Below are 16527 nucleotides of genomic sequence, written 5' to 3'. Positions count from 1 at the left end.
TATGAGTCTGGAACAACAACTGATCGCTTTCCGCCACGAACTGCATCGCCACCCTGAACTCTCCAACCAGGAGTTTGAAACCACTGCACGCATTCGCCAACAGCTGGAAAATTATCACATTCGCGTGCTGGATCTCCCGCTGAAGACCGGTCTGGTGGCCGAGGTGGGACCGCAACAAGGGCCATTAGTGGTATTACGTTCAGATATTGATGCCCTGCCGATTGAAGAGCAGTCCGGTGTTGACTTTGTTTCGCAAAATCCTGGGGTGATGCACGCCTGCGGCCATGATTTTCACAGTTCCGCCGCTCTGGGTGCCGCTATTCTGCTGAAGCAGCGCGAGCAGCACCTGACAGGCCCGGTGCGTATCCTGTTCCAGGCGGCCGAAGAGACCGGGCAAGGCGCACCGGACATCATCGCCACTGGCGCGCTGGACAATGCCCGTGCCATCTTTGGCATTCACAACGATCCCACCCTGCCCGCTGGCGTGGTCGGCAGTAAACCCGGCCCACTGACCGCTGCGGTTGATCGCTTTACCATTACCGTGAAAGGCACCGGCAGTCACGCTGCACGCCCCCATGATGGTAACGATCCGATCGTGATTGCCGCTCAGATTGTCAGCGCAGCGCAGACCCTGATTAGTCGTAACGCCCCGTCATCGGACAATGCGGTGGTTTCCATTACACAAATTCACAGCGGCAGCACCTGGAACGTTATTCCTGACAGTGCCTGGCTGGAAGGCACGGTGCGTTCGTTCTCACAAACCACGCGTGAACTGCTTGAAAAGCGTTTCCGAGAAATTGTGCTGGGCATCGCCGCCGCTTTTGGTGCTGAAGTAGAGTTTGACTGGCAAGCCGGGCCGCCTTCGGTGGTCAACGATGCCCACTGGGCAGATTTTGCACTGCAACAGGCCGATCGCAGCGGATTCGAAGCAAGAGTGGTGGAAGCCAGCCCGATCGGCGAAGATTTTGCTTTCTACCAGCAAAAACTGCCAGGTGCCTTTATGATGATTGGCACTGGCGAACCTTACGCACTGCATCATCCGGCATTTCGTATTAACGACACGGTATTATGGCCAACCGCGCAGTATCTGGCGCAGTTAGCAGAAGCCGCGCTGTTATCACTCGACGGAGCACAACCGTGAGCCTGACTAGCGCACTCGTTAAGCGCATCCTCTTTAGTGAGCCGGATGCGGAAGCACGCCAGCATGCGCAACGCGGCGTGATCGACTATATCGCGGTGACCTGGCCCGTACTGCGTGGACATGTCCCGGACAGCTCTCTGCCCGCATTGCGCAGCGTGTATCACGATGGTTCTGCCCGTTCACTCGCATTGCTGTGGGGCTATGCCGGTCACGCTCTGGACTATGATGATTTTCATGCCGATTTCCGTGGTCATCCTAGCGTGGCGATCTTGCCCGCCCTGTTTGCCATGGTTGCTCATGGGCAGCGCACAGCAGTTTCACACCTGTTGGATGCTTATGCGATTGGTATTGAGGTCGCCGGGCGCTTAGGTCAGGCTGCCAGCCAGCAGCACTATGCATTGGGCTATCATAATACCGCCAGCCAGGGAACCATTGTTGCCGCCGCTGCGTTAGCCCGCCTGCTGCAACTGTCAGAAGACCAAACTGCTTCTTTGTTGGGTATTGCCGCCACTCAGGCCAGCGGTTTGCGCGCCCAGTTTGGTTCCGCTATCAAACCGCTGCATGCCGGACTCGCCGCAGAACGCGCGGTAGCTTCAGCTCAACTGGTGATGGCCGGTATTGAAGGACAAAAACAGGGGGTGATTGAGGCGTTTCTGGCCGCCACCGGCAATGGTCAGCAACAGCCAGAAAAACTTATTGAACACTGGGGTGCCCCGTGGCGCATCGTAACGCCAGGGCTGGAATTTAAGCCGTTTGCCACCTGTGGCGGTACACACAGTGCAGCAGAAGCTGCGCGCATTCTACGCCGTGAGTGGTTGGCCAGCGGACAATCGCTGGAAAGCCTGTTGGCACAGATTGTCCATATCGATGTAACCTTCCCACCCGGTGGAGACCTTGCAGCATCAGTGCGCAAACCGAACAGCGGCATTGAAGCGCGTTTCAGTCTGGAGTATGTGATTGCAGCCATGTTGATCTATGACGATCTGCGCCTGCAAGACTTTGCCGAAGGTGACGTTAATCCAGCCGTGATGCCATTGGCCGGGAAAGTGCATCGCCATGAGGATATGAGCGCCCCACCTGATGCGCTTAACCCCTCCCTGCGTTTCCATGAGGTGGCGGTGACATTGCAGTCGGGTGAGAAGCTGATTTGTCGTCGCACCCGTCAGCAATCTGTGGCGGTGCCGGTGGATGTCGAAGGTAAGTTGCAACAGGCCGTGAAGTCAGAAACAGCTGAGAAGGCTACACAGTTATTGCAGGCATGCCGGCTAGAAACCGATGAAGCGCTTATAGCGCTGGTGGATTTACTACGCTGAAAATCACAGTGCCAGCGAGGCTGGCACTGTGAACAGATTACAACACCGTGGCGATGAAATTACGCACGCGGGCATTTTCAGGATCGTCCAGCACGGCCTGTGTCGGGCCAGCAGCAACGATTTTTCCCGCTTCCATGAACACCAGGTTATCCGCTACTTCACGCGCAAAACCAATCTCGTGTGTAACGATCACCATGGTAATCCCGGAATGGGCCAGCTGTTTAATCACCTGGAGCACTTCACCTACCAGCTCAGGGTCTAGCGCGGAAGTGGGTTCATCAAACAACATTACGCCTGGGTCCATCGCCAGCGCACGCGCAATGGCGACACGCTGTTGCTGACCACCAGAGAGGTTTTGCGGCCACTCATTCTCGCGTCCGGCTAATCCCACCTGTTGCAATAAGCTCATCGCTTTTTCTGTCGCCTGTTGGCGGCTTTGCTTTTTCAGGCGCATCGGCGCATCAATGATGTTTTGCAAAACAGTACGGTGCGGGAACAGATTAAACTGCTGGAACACCATGCCCATTTTGCTGCGCTGACGCGCAATCTCACCACTGCTCAACTCATGCAGCGTCTGCCCTTTTTGCCGGTAGCCAATCAACTCTTCACCGATGCGGATCGTACCGCCATCCAGCTTTTCCAGGTGATTGATACAGCGCAGTAACGTTGATTTCCCCGAACCCGACGGTCCGAGAATCACCGTAACCGAACCGGCCGGGATCGCGAGGCTCACTTCATTCAGAATCGTGTTACCGGAGAAACGTTTGGTCACTTTACGCAGCGTGATCGCCTCAGCCATGTTCAACTCCTTGCTCAAGGCGACGACGGCGAGCCGCAATCAGACGGCCGACCCAGTTGACTTGCGGGTTACGGGTGACACCACGAGAGAAATGGCGCTCCACCCAATACTGTCCCACTGACAATACCGATGTCAGCAGCAGATACCACAACGTTGCCACCAACAGCAGAGGAATCACTTCATAGGTACGCTGATAAATAATCTGTGCCGAAAACAGCACGTCCTGCAAGGAGATCACCGAAACCACCGCAGTGGTTTTCAGCTGGCCGATCACTTCATTACCAGCAGGTGGCAAAATGGCGCGCATGGCCTGAGGCAGTACGGTAAAGCGGAAAATCTGTGCCGGACGATACCCCAGCGCACGCGCCGCTTCGATTTGACCGTTGCTGACGCTCTGGATACCCGCACGGACAATCTCCGCCGCATAGGCTGACTGATGCATAACCAATGCGATCACAGCGGCACTGAACGGGCTAATCAAAGCATTTGACTGTGCACTCCATACTTCACCCAATCCCGGCAGTGACAGGGAGATGGAAGGATAGAGCGCGGCGATGTTGTACCAGAGGAACAGTTGTACCAGCATGGGCACGCCACGGAAAAACCACGTATAGGCCCAGCTCACCGATGAGAGTACCGGATTCGAGGACAAACGCATCAGCGCCAGTACCGTACCAAAGGCAAAGCCCAGCACCACAGAGATCACCGTGAGCTGGATGGTCATTAACACGCCTTGCAATATCGAGGCACCGGTAAAGTTTTCGGCGATCACGCCCCACTCAAAACGCGGGTTGTTGATCATCGAATTCACCATCGCCGCCACACACAGCAGTACGACAATGGCACTCAGCCAACGACCATAGTAGCGCTTACCGACAATGCGCAAATCGTCGGTAGGCTCAGGAACAAATTTCATCGAAACATCTCTTCATTACGTGGGGCAGATTTCAACGCACCAAAACCGATGTTCCAGTGGTCGAGAATCTTCTGATAGCTACCATCTTTAATCAGTGAGTTCAGCGCAGCCTGCACCGCAGGTTCCAGCGGAGAGTCTTTCGGGAAAGCAACGGAAACCGGCTTATCATCCACGTGAATTTCACCCACAACGGTCAGTGATTTCACCAGATTCGCCTGCCATGCTAAGCCTTCAATTGGACCAAAGAACATTGGCACCCGGCCACTCACCACCGCCTGAACGCCCGCAGGACGATCCGGGAACACCGCGATATTCAGCGGTTTTTTACCTGCGGCTTCGCACGCTTTGCTGGCATCTTCAAGACGAGTGACCTGAGTGGTACCGGCACCGGCACCAATTTGCTGACCGCAAATCGCGTCGAAAGAGCTGAACGCAGGAATATTTGCTGCCTTTTGCGCAATCACACCTAAACGGCTGGCATCGTAATAGCCAACGAAGTCAACCTGCTTCAGACGGGCCTGGGTCGCATTGATATTGGATAAAGCCACATCGTAACGGCCGGTTTTCAGACCAGGAATGATGTTGTCAAAGCCTCCGGTATCGCGCCACTGAACCGCAATCCCTAAACGCTCACCGACCGCATTCATCACATCAATTTCGCGGCCTGCCAGGGTCTTGTTATCTTCTTTGAAGAAGGTGGTTGGCGGAGTATTCGGGTTAGTACCGGCAACGATATAGCCGCGTTTGAGGATATCCGCAGGCAACAGTTTATGTAATGCCTGATCGGCTTCGACATGCACTGAACTCTCACTTGGAACAGCATTTTCTGCAGCGAACGCAGGTGTCATCACTGCTGCCAGTGCAAGTAAAGTCAGGCGTTGAGCAAATTTCACGAAAGATTTCTCCTGATTGAGACTGCAATACTCTCCTGTTTAGGAGAAAAGCGTGCCAGTTACGGCTAAATAATCATTTTTTATGGCTCTCCGGGGCGATCCGTCGAGCAAACTCCCATTTTCAATGATGATAGCCATTATCTACAAATGCAAAAATCACATAAGCTTTTCTGAAAAACAGAAATGGTTGTGTGTACACAGGCTAATGGCCGTTAACAGAGGGCACAAAGCCGACATAAACAGCACATCAGGGACCTGAATCGCCCGTGTGGACTTACCGCTCAGCTGTAGCTGAAACAGGCTCAATTATGCAGCTATCGCAATTGTAATGTGGGTTCGGTTGAAATTTCTCATTTGCATCAAACGCCCCGACGATAGCGTGCCTGGGAATATCTTCACCGTAATTGATTTCCCAGGGAAGATAGGCAACCTGACGGTCGGCTGGAGCAGTGATAGATTTGCGGTTGGCATACAGGTGATAACCTTCCAGGCTGCGACCGTCAATAAGGTAGGTATATCCCGCTTTATTACCACCATAAAACCAGGCACCGGCGTTATCTCGCTTATAGAAGGCAGAAGTTGATATCCCTTTTCCATCAGGATCCAGCTGATCATGCCCTCCTTCAAAACCGCCACGCATTCCTGTTACTTCCTCCAGAGACACAACGGGCTGCCGCAGGGTAAAACCGGATGCGAAAACCTGTTCTGTATCTCTGGTATCCCCACGAAAAACTAGCCCTTTGTAGACGAATCCCTTTTCGGCAGATCGCCACTCAATCTGTGCGGTGTCAAAGATTTTTTCCTGAATGAGGGAGGGAGACGCAATATTCGGCTTGATGCCGATTTCTTCAAGGAGGTCATCAAGCTCTTCAAGTTGAGCCATCATCAGTTCATGATTGCAACCTGCTCTCAGACAGGAATAATTAGGGCCCCCTCCTTTCAACCCTTGGGTGACTTGCCACTCCTCACCCTGCTTTGCGGCAAACCATGCCGTCGGTTTAGGTATACTCGGTGCATCTGGGTTAAAGCGATAGAGTCTTTGTGTCGGTTTGTTGCCAGGATACACGTAGAATGTCTCATCTGAAATACTGACAGGCACCATGCTGGACAAATAACGTTCAGGCTCCGGCAGCGAAATGTCCTGTAGCTTTGACTCTACATTAGCAATGTTGCTGAGACCTACCGGATTAATAACTTCTCCTCCACAATGTAACGGTGTTTTCCCAACCGCGACTGCACTCAATGTATCCAGCGCAAGGCGGGTATACTCACCGCGTTTTAAAGCTTCTGCACCGTCTTTGATCGCATCATGAAGAAGGTCAAAGCGTGCAGCATCATGCAGCAGGACAGCAATGTTTTTCATGGACTTTAACTGGCTCAGCATCGGAGCGAACGCAAATATTGTATCGACCAGCGTTGTTTCTGCACCGCGCCCCTCAATCACATCATCTAAGACCACAACCGCCTGTAGAGGAGGAAAAGGTACAAATCGGGCAATCTGAATGAACTGCTCCTTAAGGTTATGGAATAACGTTCCGGATGCATTCACCTTTGCCGTTGCAGACTCTGCCTGTTTTTTATGGCGATACCTGTTTGTGAGAAGTTGTTCGAAATGTGATGTAGCAGAGGCGATTTTCTGCTGTTCTTGCTTGCTGAGAAAATAGTCGATATGCATTTGCTGCGCTCCCTGACCAGTAAGATTCTGGACAGCATAGAACGCTTCGTTAATCGCGGGTTCCGTTGATGCCAACGCTTGTTTTGAGCATGACAAATTGTGTATTTTTAATACACCATCGCGACTTCTCAGGATTGCCGATTCGATTGATAGTTTTCTGAAATCTTCAGTCAGAGAGATGACTTTTAACTGATTACAGCGTGAATATTCTCTTTCTGGCTGATTTAATAATTGAAAAAAGGGTTCATTTCTCTCGGTGTTTTTATTGTTATCAATAAATATTTTTATCAGCGCTTGCGAAACCACCTTCACATTGTGCGCTTGCGTGATGTTTTCTCGCCGAAGGATAAGAGCAATATGACTCCAGCTAAGCTGGTTGTTGTTTTCGTCGTAAATCGGGTTTTGAGCATTGTTCACCCTGTCTCTGATTTGCCGTTCAAAAAACACATTTTGTAAAGGTATGCTTGAAGTTTGTTGAGACTGACTATATTTTACCTCAATATTAATCCGTGCCAGCTTCACCCAAAGACTCTCATCTGCTTTAAGAAACTCCAGTAACGCTTTACATAAAAACTCTTGCTTTGAAGGTTGCTGCGCGAGTAAAAATCCCGTTTTTCTTTCATTCTGCTGCGCTAACAACTCATAATACATTGTCACTATGCTATTAATAGCGACTGATGTTGTTATTTCCGGGCGGTGAAGCTTCATTCTGGCGATAGCCAGAGTGAAAGGTGTGATATTTTCAACCTCTGATCTATTGTTTTTTACTTGTGATGATACATCAGATAAAAATTTCGCAACCACAAAGTCCCACTCTATATAATCAGGTTTTATGTACTGCTCAGGATATTTAATCGATCGAAGATCAAAATACTTCACATAGTCATCACTCAATGTAAAGGTAGCTTTAACCAAAGATGGATAGCTTACCTTGGTTGAGACATGCTTTAATTTATAGGCTGTCAACACAGAACTATTTGATTCAAGTTGATGATATATTTTATTTGCGTCTGGAAAACATCTTAATGTTTCACGTGTGATGTAATCTTTAGTTTTGTTAAAAGCCTCATCAACATAATCATTAAAAGACCTGTGCCCTCCTGGATTGGAATTAAAAAACAATGATACAACATGATAATTAAGCTTATTGGCTGTTGATAAATCTGCATTACCACCACCAGGATTTTCAGCAGTAGGTATCGCCCAGCCTTTAGCTGTGCGAGGATAAATCCCTGTAGGGATGGTCACATTCGCCGCCATATTCCTTCGAGAAAACTCTGCATCAAAACCTAATACAATTTCCGTTGTAATACCACCATACGCCTGGAGGCTATTAGCCAAATTTTGCAAGGGCTGCTTGCAGCTCATCGGTGATTTTTTGTTAACCATTCCATTAAGGTGCTTTTTGAGGTTGTCACGCTGGTCATCCAAAATTTCACCGCAAATGTTCTCATAATTATTTAACACTTCACCAGGGATATCTCTGCTTATAAATCTGCTGTTAATAACCTCACCACTTAAATGCCACTGGCAAACTGCTTTTTCACCCTCTGCTTTGCGATACACATCCCACTTCAAAAGGTCAATATCGGATAAAATCTTGTTTATGGATTTAATATCAATGGATTTTGGAATCGATAATCCATATGCAGACAATAAGCTTTGAACACCAACCTCATTATCATCTGTAATAATAACATCACCGCTAAGAGAAATGAAATCCGCGAGCGCATAGCTATCTCTTACCAGCTCGGAATTGAATGAATTGCCTTCTTCCGTATAGAGGAATGTAAAGTTAAACAAATCACCACCATGATCAACTCCATATAATGTCGCACTGACACCCGTATTTTTCAATGATGCAGAAACCACAATTCTTTTACTAAAGTCTGTGTTGCTCAATGGGGTGCTTTTGATTAAACTCTCTAAAAAATCATAATTCTCTTGTGTTTCAAGTAATGATGCTACATTATCCCTGACATTCCCAGAGCCAATTAAAACACATCGTTTATTAAGATAATTAAGTGTATCTGCTATTTTACCTGTCTGGTTGTTTATTTGTGGTAAAATGTCAGTAACTTTAACTGCCAATTGATTGGTTTCTTTTTTTTCATGCAACAGATGTCGCGCATGAAGTAATGAATTATAACAAGCCTCAATAATCACTTTCACTTGATGATTAAAGAATTTTTCTATTGAGGTTGTACCTCTCACGCCTGTTCCTCCCGTTAAATTATGGATTGCATTAATCTCTCTTCTGAAACGAGAGTGAATTTGGATTATCTCACCACTCGCATTATCAATCGTTTTTTTATTATTGTATTGCGAAAGATAATCTTTTTTAAGATAACCAGATAGAGTATTAATAGAAGTCACTGCGCCCCAAACATTCATCATTGGTTCCTTATATTCTTAAAAGGTCAAACAGGCGTTTATAAACGAGACAAATATCAAATAAATATAGTCATCAGCAGTATGAACTATGCAGGGAACAATATAAGTCTATGCACAAAACACTGTTATGATGAAATCGCCAGAGTTTGCGCGGCCAGATAGGCCGGATTGAACCGGAACTGATGGTGTCGATTGAAAGCGCCAACGATTAAACCGGGCGGGATATCTACACCGTAATTAATCTCCCAGGGATGGTATGAGACACGGCGTTGCGTTGGCGCTGTGACCGCAAGCCGATTGGCATAAAGATGGTAGCCTTCCAGAGAGCGACCATCAATGACATAGGTATGCCCGCCCCTGTCCCCTCCGTAATACCAGGCTCCAGCACGATCGCGATCGTAAAATGCTGAGGTTGAGATCCCCTTACCATCAATATCTTGTTGATCCCGCCCTCCCTCAAATCCCCCGCGCATACCGGTTACTTCAGCCAGGGAGTGAACCGGTTGGCGTAGCTTAAATCCTTCGGCAAAGACCACTGCCGGAACCCGTCGGTCGCCGCGAAAAGTCATCCCGGTGTAAACGTATCCTTTTTCATCGTCATGCCAGTTTATCTCCCCCGTTTCAAAAATGTGCTCTTGTATCAACTGCGGCGTCGCGAGTACTCGTTGAGTGGAAATATCACTAATAAGGTCTTCCCAGCCATAATGAGCGAAGGGATCACCTTCTGTCGGCAGGAGTAAACAAGAATGCACCGGCCCGCCACCTTTAAGCCCTGATGTAATGCGCCAGGAACCTGCGTCCTTAGCCGCAAACCAGGTTGTAGGCTTTGGTACCGACGGGTTATCGGGATCAAAGCGGTAAAGGCGTGTCGGAGAGTGAATAGTGGGATAGAGATAAAAATTTTCACCCGATATTTTAATCGGCGTCAAACCCGACAGAGGATGCCTTGCATCACTGACAATATGCTTGCTGGCTGCCGCAGTGATCTCTGGTACATTCTCAGCACGCAGAGGCTCGATAATATGACCTGCACAGTGAAGCGGAGAACGTGCGTTTATCACAGCATTAAAGGTATCCAGGGCCAGTTGCGGATAATTCCCCTGTTTTATCGCTGTAACCGCGTCTTTAATGCTATGCGCAAACACATCAAAACTCGCCACGTCATGAAGTAGAGTGGCAATGTTTTTAATCGATTTGATCTGATTCAATAAGGGTACAAATGCAAAAATAGCATCAATCGTGGTCGTTTCAGCATCACGACCTTCAATAATATCATCCAACACAACCGCTGCCTGCAAAGGTGGGAACGGAATGAAACGGGCGACCTGTAGCAACTGATCTTTAATGTGCCGCCATAACCTGCCTTCTGGGTTTGCAGGTTGGGTAAGATAAAACGCGTCTTCATTATTCGTATATCGGTTGACCAGCATTTGTCTAAACTGATCGGTTTTATTGATGATACCCTGCTTTTGTGAACTATTTAGAAAATCATCAATACGGAGAAAAATAGTGCTTCTTCCTCCATGATTGCCAGATTGCAAAAACTGTGCGTTGATGACTGGGAAGCCATCTCTGACAAATTCACTGTCGGTAATGAATTTACTTAAGCTCTGAGATGCATTTGAACTACGTAGTATGCTGGACTCCGTTTCAATCAGTCTGAACCTTTCCACAAGATTTTTGATCTGATGCTGATTGAAGATTGCGTATGCCGCATCAGGATTCGCCAAAATTTTATCGAAGGCACGACTGGATGAAATTTCATGCGGCGAGGGATAAAAAATAGCAATAAAACCTTGAGTCGTATTTCTTCCAGGCAGCGCATCGACAATTCCGGCGTCTCTAAGAAGCGCCCCAAGGGAAGACCAGTGCAATTCATTTTCATTCCTGTCATAAAGAGGATTAGAAGGATTATTAAAACGTGAGCGGAGGTCTGGATTAAAAACCAGTTCAAAAAATGAGATATTTTTCACTATTGAATCATGTTCAGTTTTTATCGGTAACGTGTGGGTCAAAAATACAGCCCAGCGGTCTGAATCAATGCTTAAATGTTTAGCAAGTTCACGAGCACAAAATTCCTCTTGAGAAATATGCGACATGAGTAAATAACTCACTTGCCGATCATTCTGTTGTGCCAGCAGATCATAATAAACACTCACTAAATCTGCTACTGCTGTAGCAACGTCATTTTCGGGGTTTTCATCACTCATTTTTTTAATCGCCTGTGTGATAACAGGTATATCGTTTAGACGTCCATGCGCTCGCCTGGATTGAGTGGAAAAAGTGGATATAAATTGCGAAATAATATAGTTCCACTCTGGAAAGTTTCTCTCTATGTAGCGTTCCGGGTATTTATCTGATCGAAGGTTAAAGAATTTAACGTACTTGTCATCCAGACTATAGCTATTTTTTTCTAATGCTGGCGATGAAACTTTCATCGAGACATGCTTAAGCGAGTAGTGTGAGGGAAAATCCAGTATTCTGGTGGATGTATCATTTGCCAGCACGGCATGATTCAAACAAACCTCATTCTCTTTTAGATAGAAGGCCATCGTTTGTCGTTTGATGTGGCTAAGATAGCCACTTAAGCCTGCATAGTCGGCTGGGTTGCAATGATAAAAAGACGGTTTTACAAAATACTCGGGTAAGGAAAAAGTCGTCTGAGCAAGGTGTTGTTGCGTGCTGTTCTTTTTTTCGTACCCAATTACAAGTTGGGTATTCAATCCCCCATACCGATGTAATCCATCAGCAACCGCTTGATAGATGTTTCTACCGGGTCTGCAGGTTCTGTCTGTATTAATCGCGGCTAAATCTGCCATGATGAGCGCAATATGCTGTGTCAGAATAGAGTCAAGTAATACCGTTAAGTTGCCACTACTCTCCGCCAGATTCTTTTCAAGATAGTATTGATTAAACACTTTCTGGCTCAAATGCCATTGGCAGTCAATATGATCACCATCAGCCTGGCGAAAATATCGCCACTTCTTTTCCTCAAGGTCTTTAAGCGAAAGATTGATTGCGCCAATTTCATTTGCTGTGACATTTTTAACACGATAAGCATTCAGAATATCGTTAACACTCCACTCTCCATCATCCCACACGGTGAGGCGGCCGCCTGTTAATCGGCTCACGGGAAACATAGGCTGGCTTACATTTAGCAGCAACGTATTTATTGAGTTGCCAATGTGTGTAAGGGGAAAGACAAATTTATCTCTGACATCATTTTTAACGTAACCATGTAGCGAAACGGTAATACTTCCATCATGAACTTCTGCGCTGGCCGAAACTGAACGATTAAAATCAAACTGACTCAATGCGGTTTTATGCACGATCTGTGTTAAAAAATTTCTATTCTCAACAGATGAAAACATAGAGGAGTTAAAATTGTCATTCTGATTCAATGCCAAATTAATGCACTGATTTTTAATATCACACAGCGCTTCTTTGATGACACTGCTGGCATTATTTATACCGGGAATCATAGAGCTAAAAGGTCCCGCGAGACGATATACTTTCTTACCAGAAAAAAGATGATGTCTGGCAGTCAGCAATGAGTTCACTGCCGTTTTAATGATTTCTCTCACTTTACTGTTAAAGAAACAATCAGATATAGAGAGAGTAGTTAATTGATTACTTTGACTGGCAATAATGTCACTACTATAACGAACACCCTCTACCCTATGCTGAATAGCAACGCGATCTTCAACCGCAGATGACTGCACAGTGGCTGCATTTGCATCATCTGAATATGTCTTCGCCACAACTGTAGAATTTCTACTGTTATTAACAAACATATCGACTCCATTTTTGAAAAATCACCGTACAGGGTGGTAAGCAACAACGAGCGCACCGTGCTGGACGCTGCGCAATGAGTCGAACCACTAACGGTATGTTGTAATTAATGGGGTGATCTCAGCCACTGCGCAATGGTATTCAGTGGCTGAATGGGGGGTCTTGACGTGTCAGGCGGTCAGCTGAATTTCCGGTAGATGCACCACGTTGCTGTAAAGTGGCTCCAGATCACCCTCTTCAAGCAGTGGCTCATTCATTACCAGATGAACGTTCAGTACATCTTCAAAGTGAGGGAGTACCGTCAGGTTGTTCTGCTCTGCCATGGCTCTTGAAACGATGCCTATGCTGCCAAAGCTTTTGAGCATTGAAATGCTGACAATTTCACTGCCGGAGTAAAGCGTCATCAGACCGGGGTATTTATCGCCACTCTCACTGATAAAGCGTTCAAAACTTTGCAAGTAGGGGCATTCTGGCAGTGGCTTGATAAGTGCGGTTAGTGGGCCTGTCTGGCTACTGTCCATTGCCGCAACCACCTTAATACTCAGGCCTTTCAGCGGTATACAGTAAAACCCGTCAGGGACGATGTTACCAATCACCACTGCGATATCAGACTCCCCTTTCGCCATCTTTTGCACATTATCTGGCGATTCAGAGGTGCTGAAAACGGGCCGGTAATTACCCAGTTTCTTCATCATAAAACGCATGATGTTCTGATTGATGTCCAGCGAGAAAGTGCTGTTCAATGAAAAACGTAGCGGTAACGGTTCACGCTGACGTAACTGTTGAATTTTTTGCTGTAGTTGGTCCGAGCTTTTCACCACATTCATGATAAAAGGCAATAATTCCTGCCCGTCTGCTGTCAGTGCAATCCCTTTATTGGTGCGTAAAAATAGGCGGAAACCACAGTGTTCTTCCAGCTTTTTCAGCTGGGCAGCCAGCGCCTGTACGGTCAGATGTGCCTCATCTGCCGCGCAGGTTAAGGATCCCACCTGAGCCATTTTCAATATATTTTTCAGTACTTTAATATCCACGGCTTTTACACCTCTATCCGCTATAGCCCTCTTTATATCAGGGCAAATAATTATTTTCAATTGCGTTTTTTAATCAACAGCGACTATTAATAACCTTCACCAAAAAATAATTCACCTGTCGTGGCTGAAATTATAATTCAGTCATGTGAAAAACAATTTCATTTCCATATTTTTTGCATTTGATAATTTACTCACCACAGCAATTACACCTTATATTTAAGCGGTAACCCCATGCTAAAACTCAATAAAAACGTAGGGCACACCCTGCGAGCAAATAAAGCAGTTAACGTTCTCGGCAGTGATTTTGTGTTGACCGGCGGCTTCAGTGAATTTGTTCGCTTCACGAAAAGCTGGGAGGCCATGGGGCCAGATAACTATTACGGGCAAGCCGACCGCGGTGCTCGCTATCGCAGCTATAGCGACTTCGAATACGACCCGGCCAGTGAAACGTTGACTCGCCTTGAACACCGAGCCTATGAACAGTCACCTGAACATAACCGTTATGTCGGCGGTATGGAGCGTCACTTTGATGATGTCAGTGCCGAGATCTTTAATTCAGCAGTATTACAGGCATTGGTGAAACTGGATTTTGAGGTTTATAAAGAAGTATTACCGGAAGCACTACACAGTAAAATATGGCAGTGCCAAATCCATCAAATCCGTATTGAAATTAATCCCGGTGCGGAGATTGAAATTACGCCAGAAGGTATCCACTGTGACGGTTATCCTTTTAGTGCCGTGCATTTCTGGGGACGTGAAAATGTCGAAGGTGCAATGAGTCAGGTATTCACCAAAGAGGAAAAACTGATCGACTCCGGGACCTATCGTAATATTTTAGATACGACATTTTTCCTCGACCGTGAACTATTACATTACGTCACCACCGCGTTTAACCCAACGAAAGATCAAATGGGTTATCGCCAGATCATTGCCATCTCTTTTTCCAGACCGGGAACTGACTATGACATTATCAAGTAACCTGCAATTTAGTGCGGTCCTCTCACCGGAAACGGCTTCACTGAATGGCCTGACAATTCGTCAGGCTCAGGTAGAAGATGCTGAATCAGTAGCGCAGTTTCTGCGCTTCTTTCAAGAAGTCTCTTTTTGTGAATGGCAAGACCGCCAACAGCTGGAGTCGCTGATTCTGTCACAACAGGGCTGCTGCTATATTGCCCTGGACCCTCACGGCAGGCTGGTGGGTGCGGCAATTGGTGGCATTATGGGCACACGGGGCACCGTTAACCATCTGGCAATTTCACCACGCTATCGCCAGATGAAAATTGGCACCACCCTGACACAGTCACTGTTGCAGCACTTCCGCGAGCGCGGCGTAAAACGGGTGTTTCTGTTTATTGATGACAGAAATCAGTTAGCGCTTAATTTCTGGCATCGTCAGGGATTTGCGCCGACCCAGGGGGAAACCACCTGCGAGATCGATCTATGAGCAGTGAGTTAATCGCCCCGCGTATGCCCTGGCGAGAAAGCTTTTACGATGCCCTGCCCGTGGTTGCAGGCTACTTTGTTGTCGCCTTTGTTTTCGGCATGATGTGCGTGAATGCAGGCTTTCCACTGTGGTTGCCCGTAGCGATGTGTATTTTTGTCTACGGTGGCTCCTCCCAGTTTGCCGCATTAGCATTACTCAGCAGCAGTGGCTCCTTTATTACTATCGTTCTGTCGACATTTCTGATTAACGCCCGCCATATTCTTATGGCGGTCTATATGGCAAAAAAACTCGATTTCATGCAGCTGTTACCGCGCCAAAAGGCACTGTATGCCTTTGGTCTGACGGATGAGTCTTTCGCGTTACACAGCCAGCGCCTTGCATCAGAAAAAACCACCTCATATGGTTATCTGGTGGGTTTCAACACCTGGTGCCATCTGTTCTGGATCGCAGGCGGTTTGGTCGGGGCGATAGCCTCAGAATACCTGGCGCATTTAGTCGATTTTAAGCTCGACTACGCATTAACCGCGATGATGATTTTTGTACTGGTATCGCTGTGTAACTCAGGGCAAAAACTGTGTGTTGCACTCAGCGCCGTAATCACCACCCTGTTAATGAATGCCTGGATACCCTCATCACTGAATGTGTTTATCGCAACCGCCGTGGGCTGTGGAGTGGGATTATGTCTGAAGAGATTTTCCTGATTGGGATTGTGGCTTTTATGATGGTAGTCACCTACCTCACGCGGCTCCTCCCGTTTAAAATACGTCTTCCACAAGAGGCGCGTCTGTTAAATGCCGTGATCGAATATATTCCCGTTTCGATAATTGCCAGTATTACGTTGCCTGCAGTTATTGCCCCAGCGGGTCAGTTCAATGGCTTGCTCAACGCGGATGCCTTAGCAGCTATTCCAGTCGCGTTTATCGCCTGGCGGACACGAAATCTGATTTACAGCGTTATCGGTGGGGTGATTGCACACATTGTCATTCAAAAATTTTTCTTATGAATAGCACAGAAACTGAAACGCACTAGTACAGAAGTCGCTATAACAGACAGATACAGTTTCCCTGGTGTTGTCACGAATGTGACCCCCGCTTCGGCGGGTTTTTTTTGCCCGGAATAAAACCCCGTC

General features: G+C 47.3%; 12 protein-coding genes. 6 read left to right on the top strand and 6 right to left on the bottom strand.

Annotated features, from left to right (window positions below):
• The first annotated feature begins 1 nt into the window (after position 1).
• Both B880_RS0107075 and B880_RS0107070 read left to right on the top strand, forming a co-directional pair.
• Complete coding sequence (locus tag B880_RS0107075; protein WP_017346691.1) at positions 2-1141, top strand: amidohydrolase; 1140 nt, start codon at positions 2-4, stop codon at positions 1139-1141.
• Positions 1138-2454, top strand: a complete 1317-nt coding sequence (locus tag B880_RS0107070; protein WP_017346690.1) for an MmgE/PrpD family protein — start codon at positions 1138-1140, stop codon at positions 2452-2454. The genes B880_RS0107075 and B880_RS0107070 overlap by 4 nt, the downstream gene beginning before the upstream one ends.
• Before the next feature lie 37 nt (positions 2455-2491).
• On the opposite strand, the gene B880_RS0107065 is transcribed toward B880_RS0107070, so the two are convergent.
• From B880_RS0107065 to B880_RS0107040, 6 genes are all read right to left on the bottom strand, one after another.
• Complete coding sequence (locus B880_RS0107065) at positions 2492-3253, bottom strand: amino acid ABC transporter ATP-binding protein (protein WP_017346689.1); 762 nt, start codon at positions 3251-3253, stop codon at positions 2492-2494.
• Positions 3246-4169: an amino acid ABC transporter permease gene (locus B880_RS24820; RefSeq protein WP_017346688.1), complete on the bottom strand. Its 924-nt coding sequence runs from the start codon at positions 4167-4169 to the stop codon at positions 3246-3248. The genes B880_RS0107065 and B880_RS24820 overlap by 8 nt, the downstream gene beginning before the upstream one ends.
• Positions 4166-5062: an ABC transporter substrate-binding protein gene (locus B880_RS0107055; RefSeq protein WP_017346687.1), complete on the bottom strand. Its 897-nt coding sequence runs from the start codon at positions 5060-5062 to the stop codon at positions 4166-4168. Before B880_RS0107055 ends, B880_RS24820 begins: the two co-directional genes overlap by 4 nt.
• 274 nt (positions 5063-5336) lie before the next feature.
• The gene (locus B880_RS0107050; RefSeq protein WP_157060523.1) at positions 5337-9134 is read right to left on the bottom strand and encodes a hypothetical protein; all 3798 of its coding nucleotides are present in this window, start codon (positions 9132-9134) and stop codon (positions 5337-5339) included.
• 122 nt (positions 9135-9256) lie between these two features.
• Positions 9257-12925: a hypothetical protein gene (locus tag B880_RS0107045; protein ID WP_157060522.1), complete on the bottom strand. Its 3669-nt coding sequence runs from the start codon at positions 12923-12925 to the stop codon at positions 9257-9259.
• Between the two features lie 168 nt (positions 12926-13093).
• Positions 13094-13954, bottom strand: a complete 861-nt coding sequence (locus B880_RS0107040; RefSeq protein ID WP_017346684.1) for a LysR family transcriptional regulator — start codon at positions 13952-13954, stop codon at positions 13094-13096.
• A gap of 231 nt (positions 13955-14185) precedes the next feature.
• On the opposite strand from B880_RS0107040, the gene B880_RS0107035 reads away from it, so the two are divergent.
• The 4 genes from B880_RS0107035 to B880_RS0107020 are packed head-to-tail and all read left to right on the top strand — an operon-like array spanning position 14186 to position 16401.
• Complete coding sequence (locus B880_RS0107035) at positions 14186-14932, top strand: 2OG-Fe dioxygenase family protein (RefSeq protein ID WP_017346683.1); 747 nt, start codon at positions 14186-14188, stop codon at positions 14930-14932.
• Positions 14916-15398, top strand: coding sequence for a GNAT family N-acetyltransferase (locus tag B880_RS0107030; RefSeq protein ID WP_017346682.1), 483 nt, complete (start codon positions 14916-14918; stop codon positions 15396-15398). The genes B880_RS0107035 and B880_RS0107030 overlap by 17 nt, the downstream gene beginning before the upstream one ends.
• A complete protein-coding gene (locus tag B880_RS0107025; RefSeq protein ID WP_017346681.1) occupies positions 15395-16099 on the top strand; it encodes an AzlC family ABC transporter permease in 705 nt (234 codons plus the stop codon). Before B880_RS0107030 ends, B880_RS0107025 begins: the two co-directional genes overlap by 4 nt.
• A complete protein-coding gene (locus B880_RS0107020) occupies positions 16078-16401 on the top strand; it encodes an AzlD domain-containing protein (RefSeq protein ID WP_017346680.1) in 324 nt (107 codons plus the stop codon). Before B880_RS0107025 ends, B880_RS0107020 begins: the two co-directional genes overlap by 22 nt.
• Positions 16402-16527 lie beyond the last annotated feature (126 nt).

This window comes from Pantoea sp. A4 (genome assembly GCF_000295955.2).
Lineage (GTDB): Bacteria > Pseudomonadota > Gammaproteobacteria > Enterobacterales > Enterobacteriaceae > Pantoea > Pantoea multigeneris.
This window is presented reverse-complemented; position numbering and strand designations above follow the sequence as displayed.

Excerpts from the sequence above, each read along its gene's own strand:
- B880_RS0107075 (WP_017346691.1), top strand. The coding sequence starts at position 2 with ATGAGTCTGGAACAACAACTGATCGCTTTCCGCCACGAACTGCATCGC.
- B880_RS0107065 (WP_017346689.1), bottom strand. The coding sequence starts at position 3,253 with ATGGCTGAGGCGATCACGCTGCGTAAAGTGACCAAACGTTTCTCCGGT.
- B880_RS24820 (WP_017346688.1), bottom strand. The coding sequence starts at position 4,169 with ATGAAATTTGTTCCTGAGCCTACCGACGATTTGCGCATTGTCGGTAAG.
- B880_RS0107050 (WP_157060523.1), bottom strand. The coding sequence starts at position 9,134 with ATGATGAATGTTTGGGGCGCAGTGACTTCTATTAATACTCTATCTGGT.
- B880_RS0107045 (WP_157060522.1), bottom strand. The coding sequence starts at position 12,925 with ATGTTTGTTAATAACAGTAGAAATTCTACAGTTGTGGCGAAGACATAT.
- B880_RS0107035 (WP_017346683.1), top strand. The coding sequence starts at position 14,186 with ATGCTAAAACTCAATAAAAACGTAGGGCACACCCTGCGAGCAAATAAA.
- B880_RS0107030 (WP_017346682.1), top strand. The coding sequence starts at position 14,916 with ATGACATTATCAAGTAACCTGCAATTTAGTGCGGTCCTCTCACCGGAA.
- B880_RS0107025 (WP_017346681.1), top strand. The coding sequence starts at position 15,395 with ATGAGCAGTGAGTTAATCGCCCCGCGTATGCCCTGGCGAGAAAGCTTT.
- B880_RS0107020 (WP_017346680.1), top strand. The coding sequence starts at position 16,078 with ATGTCTGAAGAGATTTTCCTGATTGGGATTGTGGCTTTTATGATGGTA.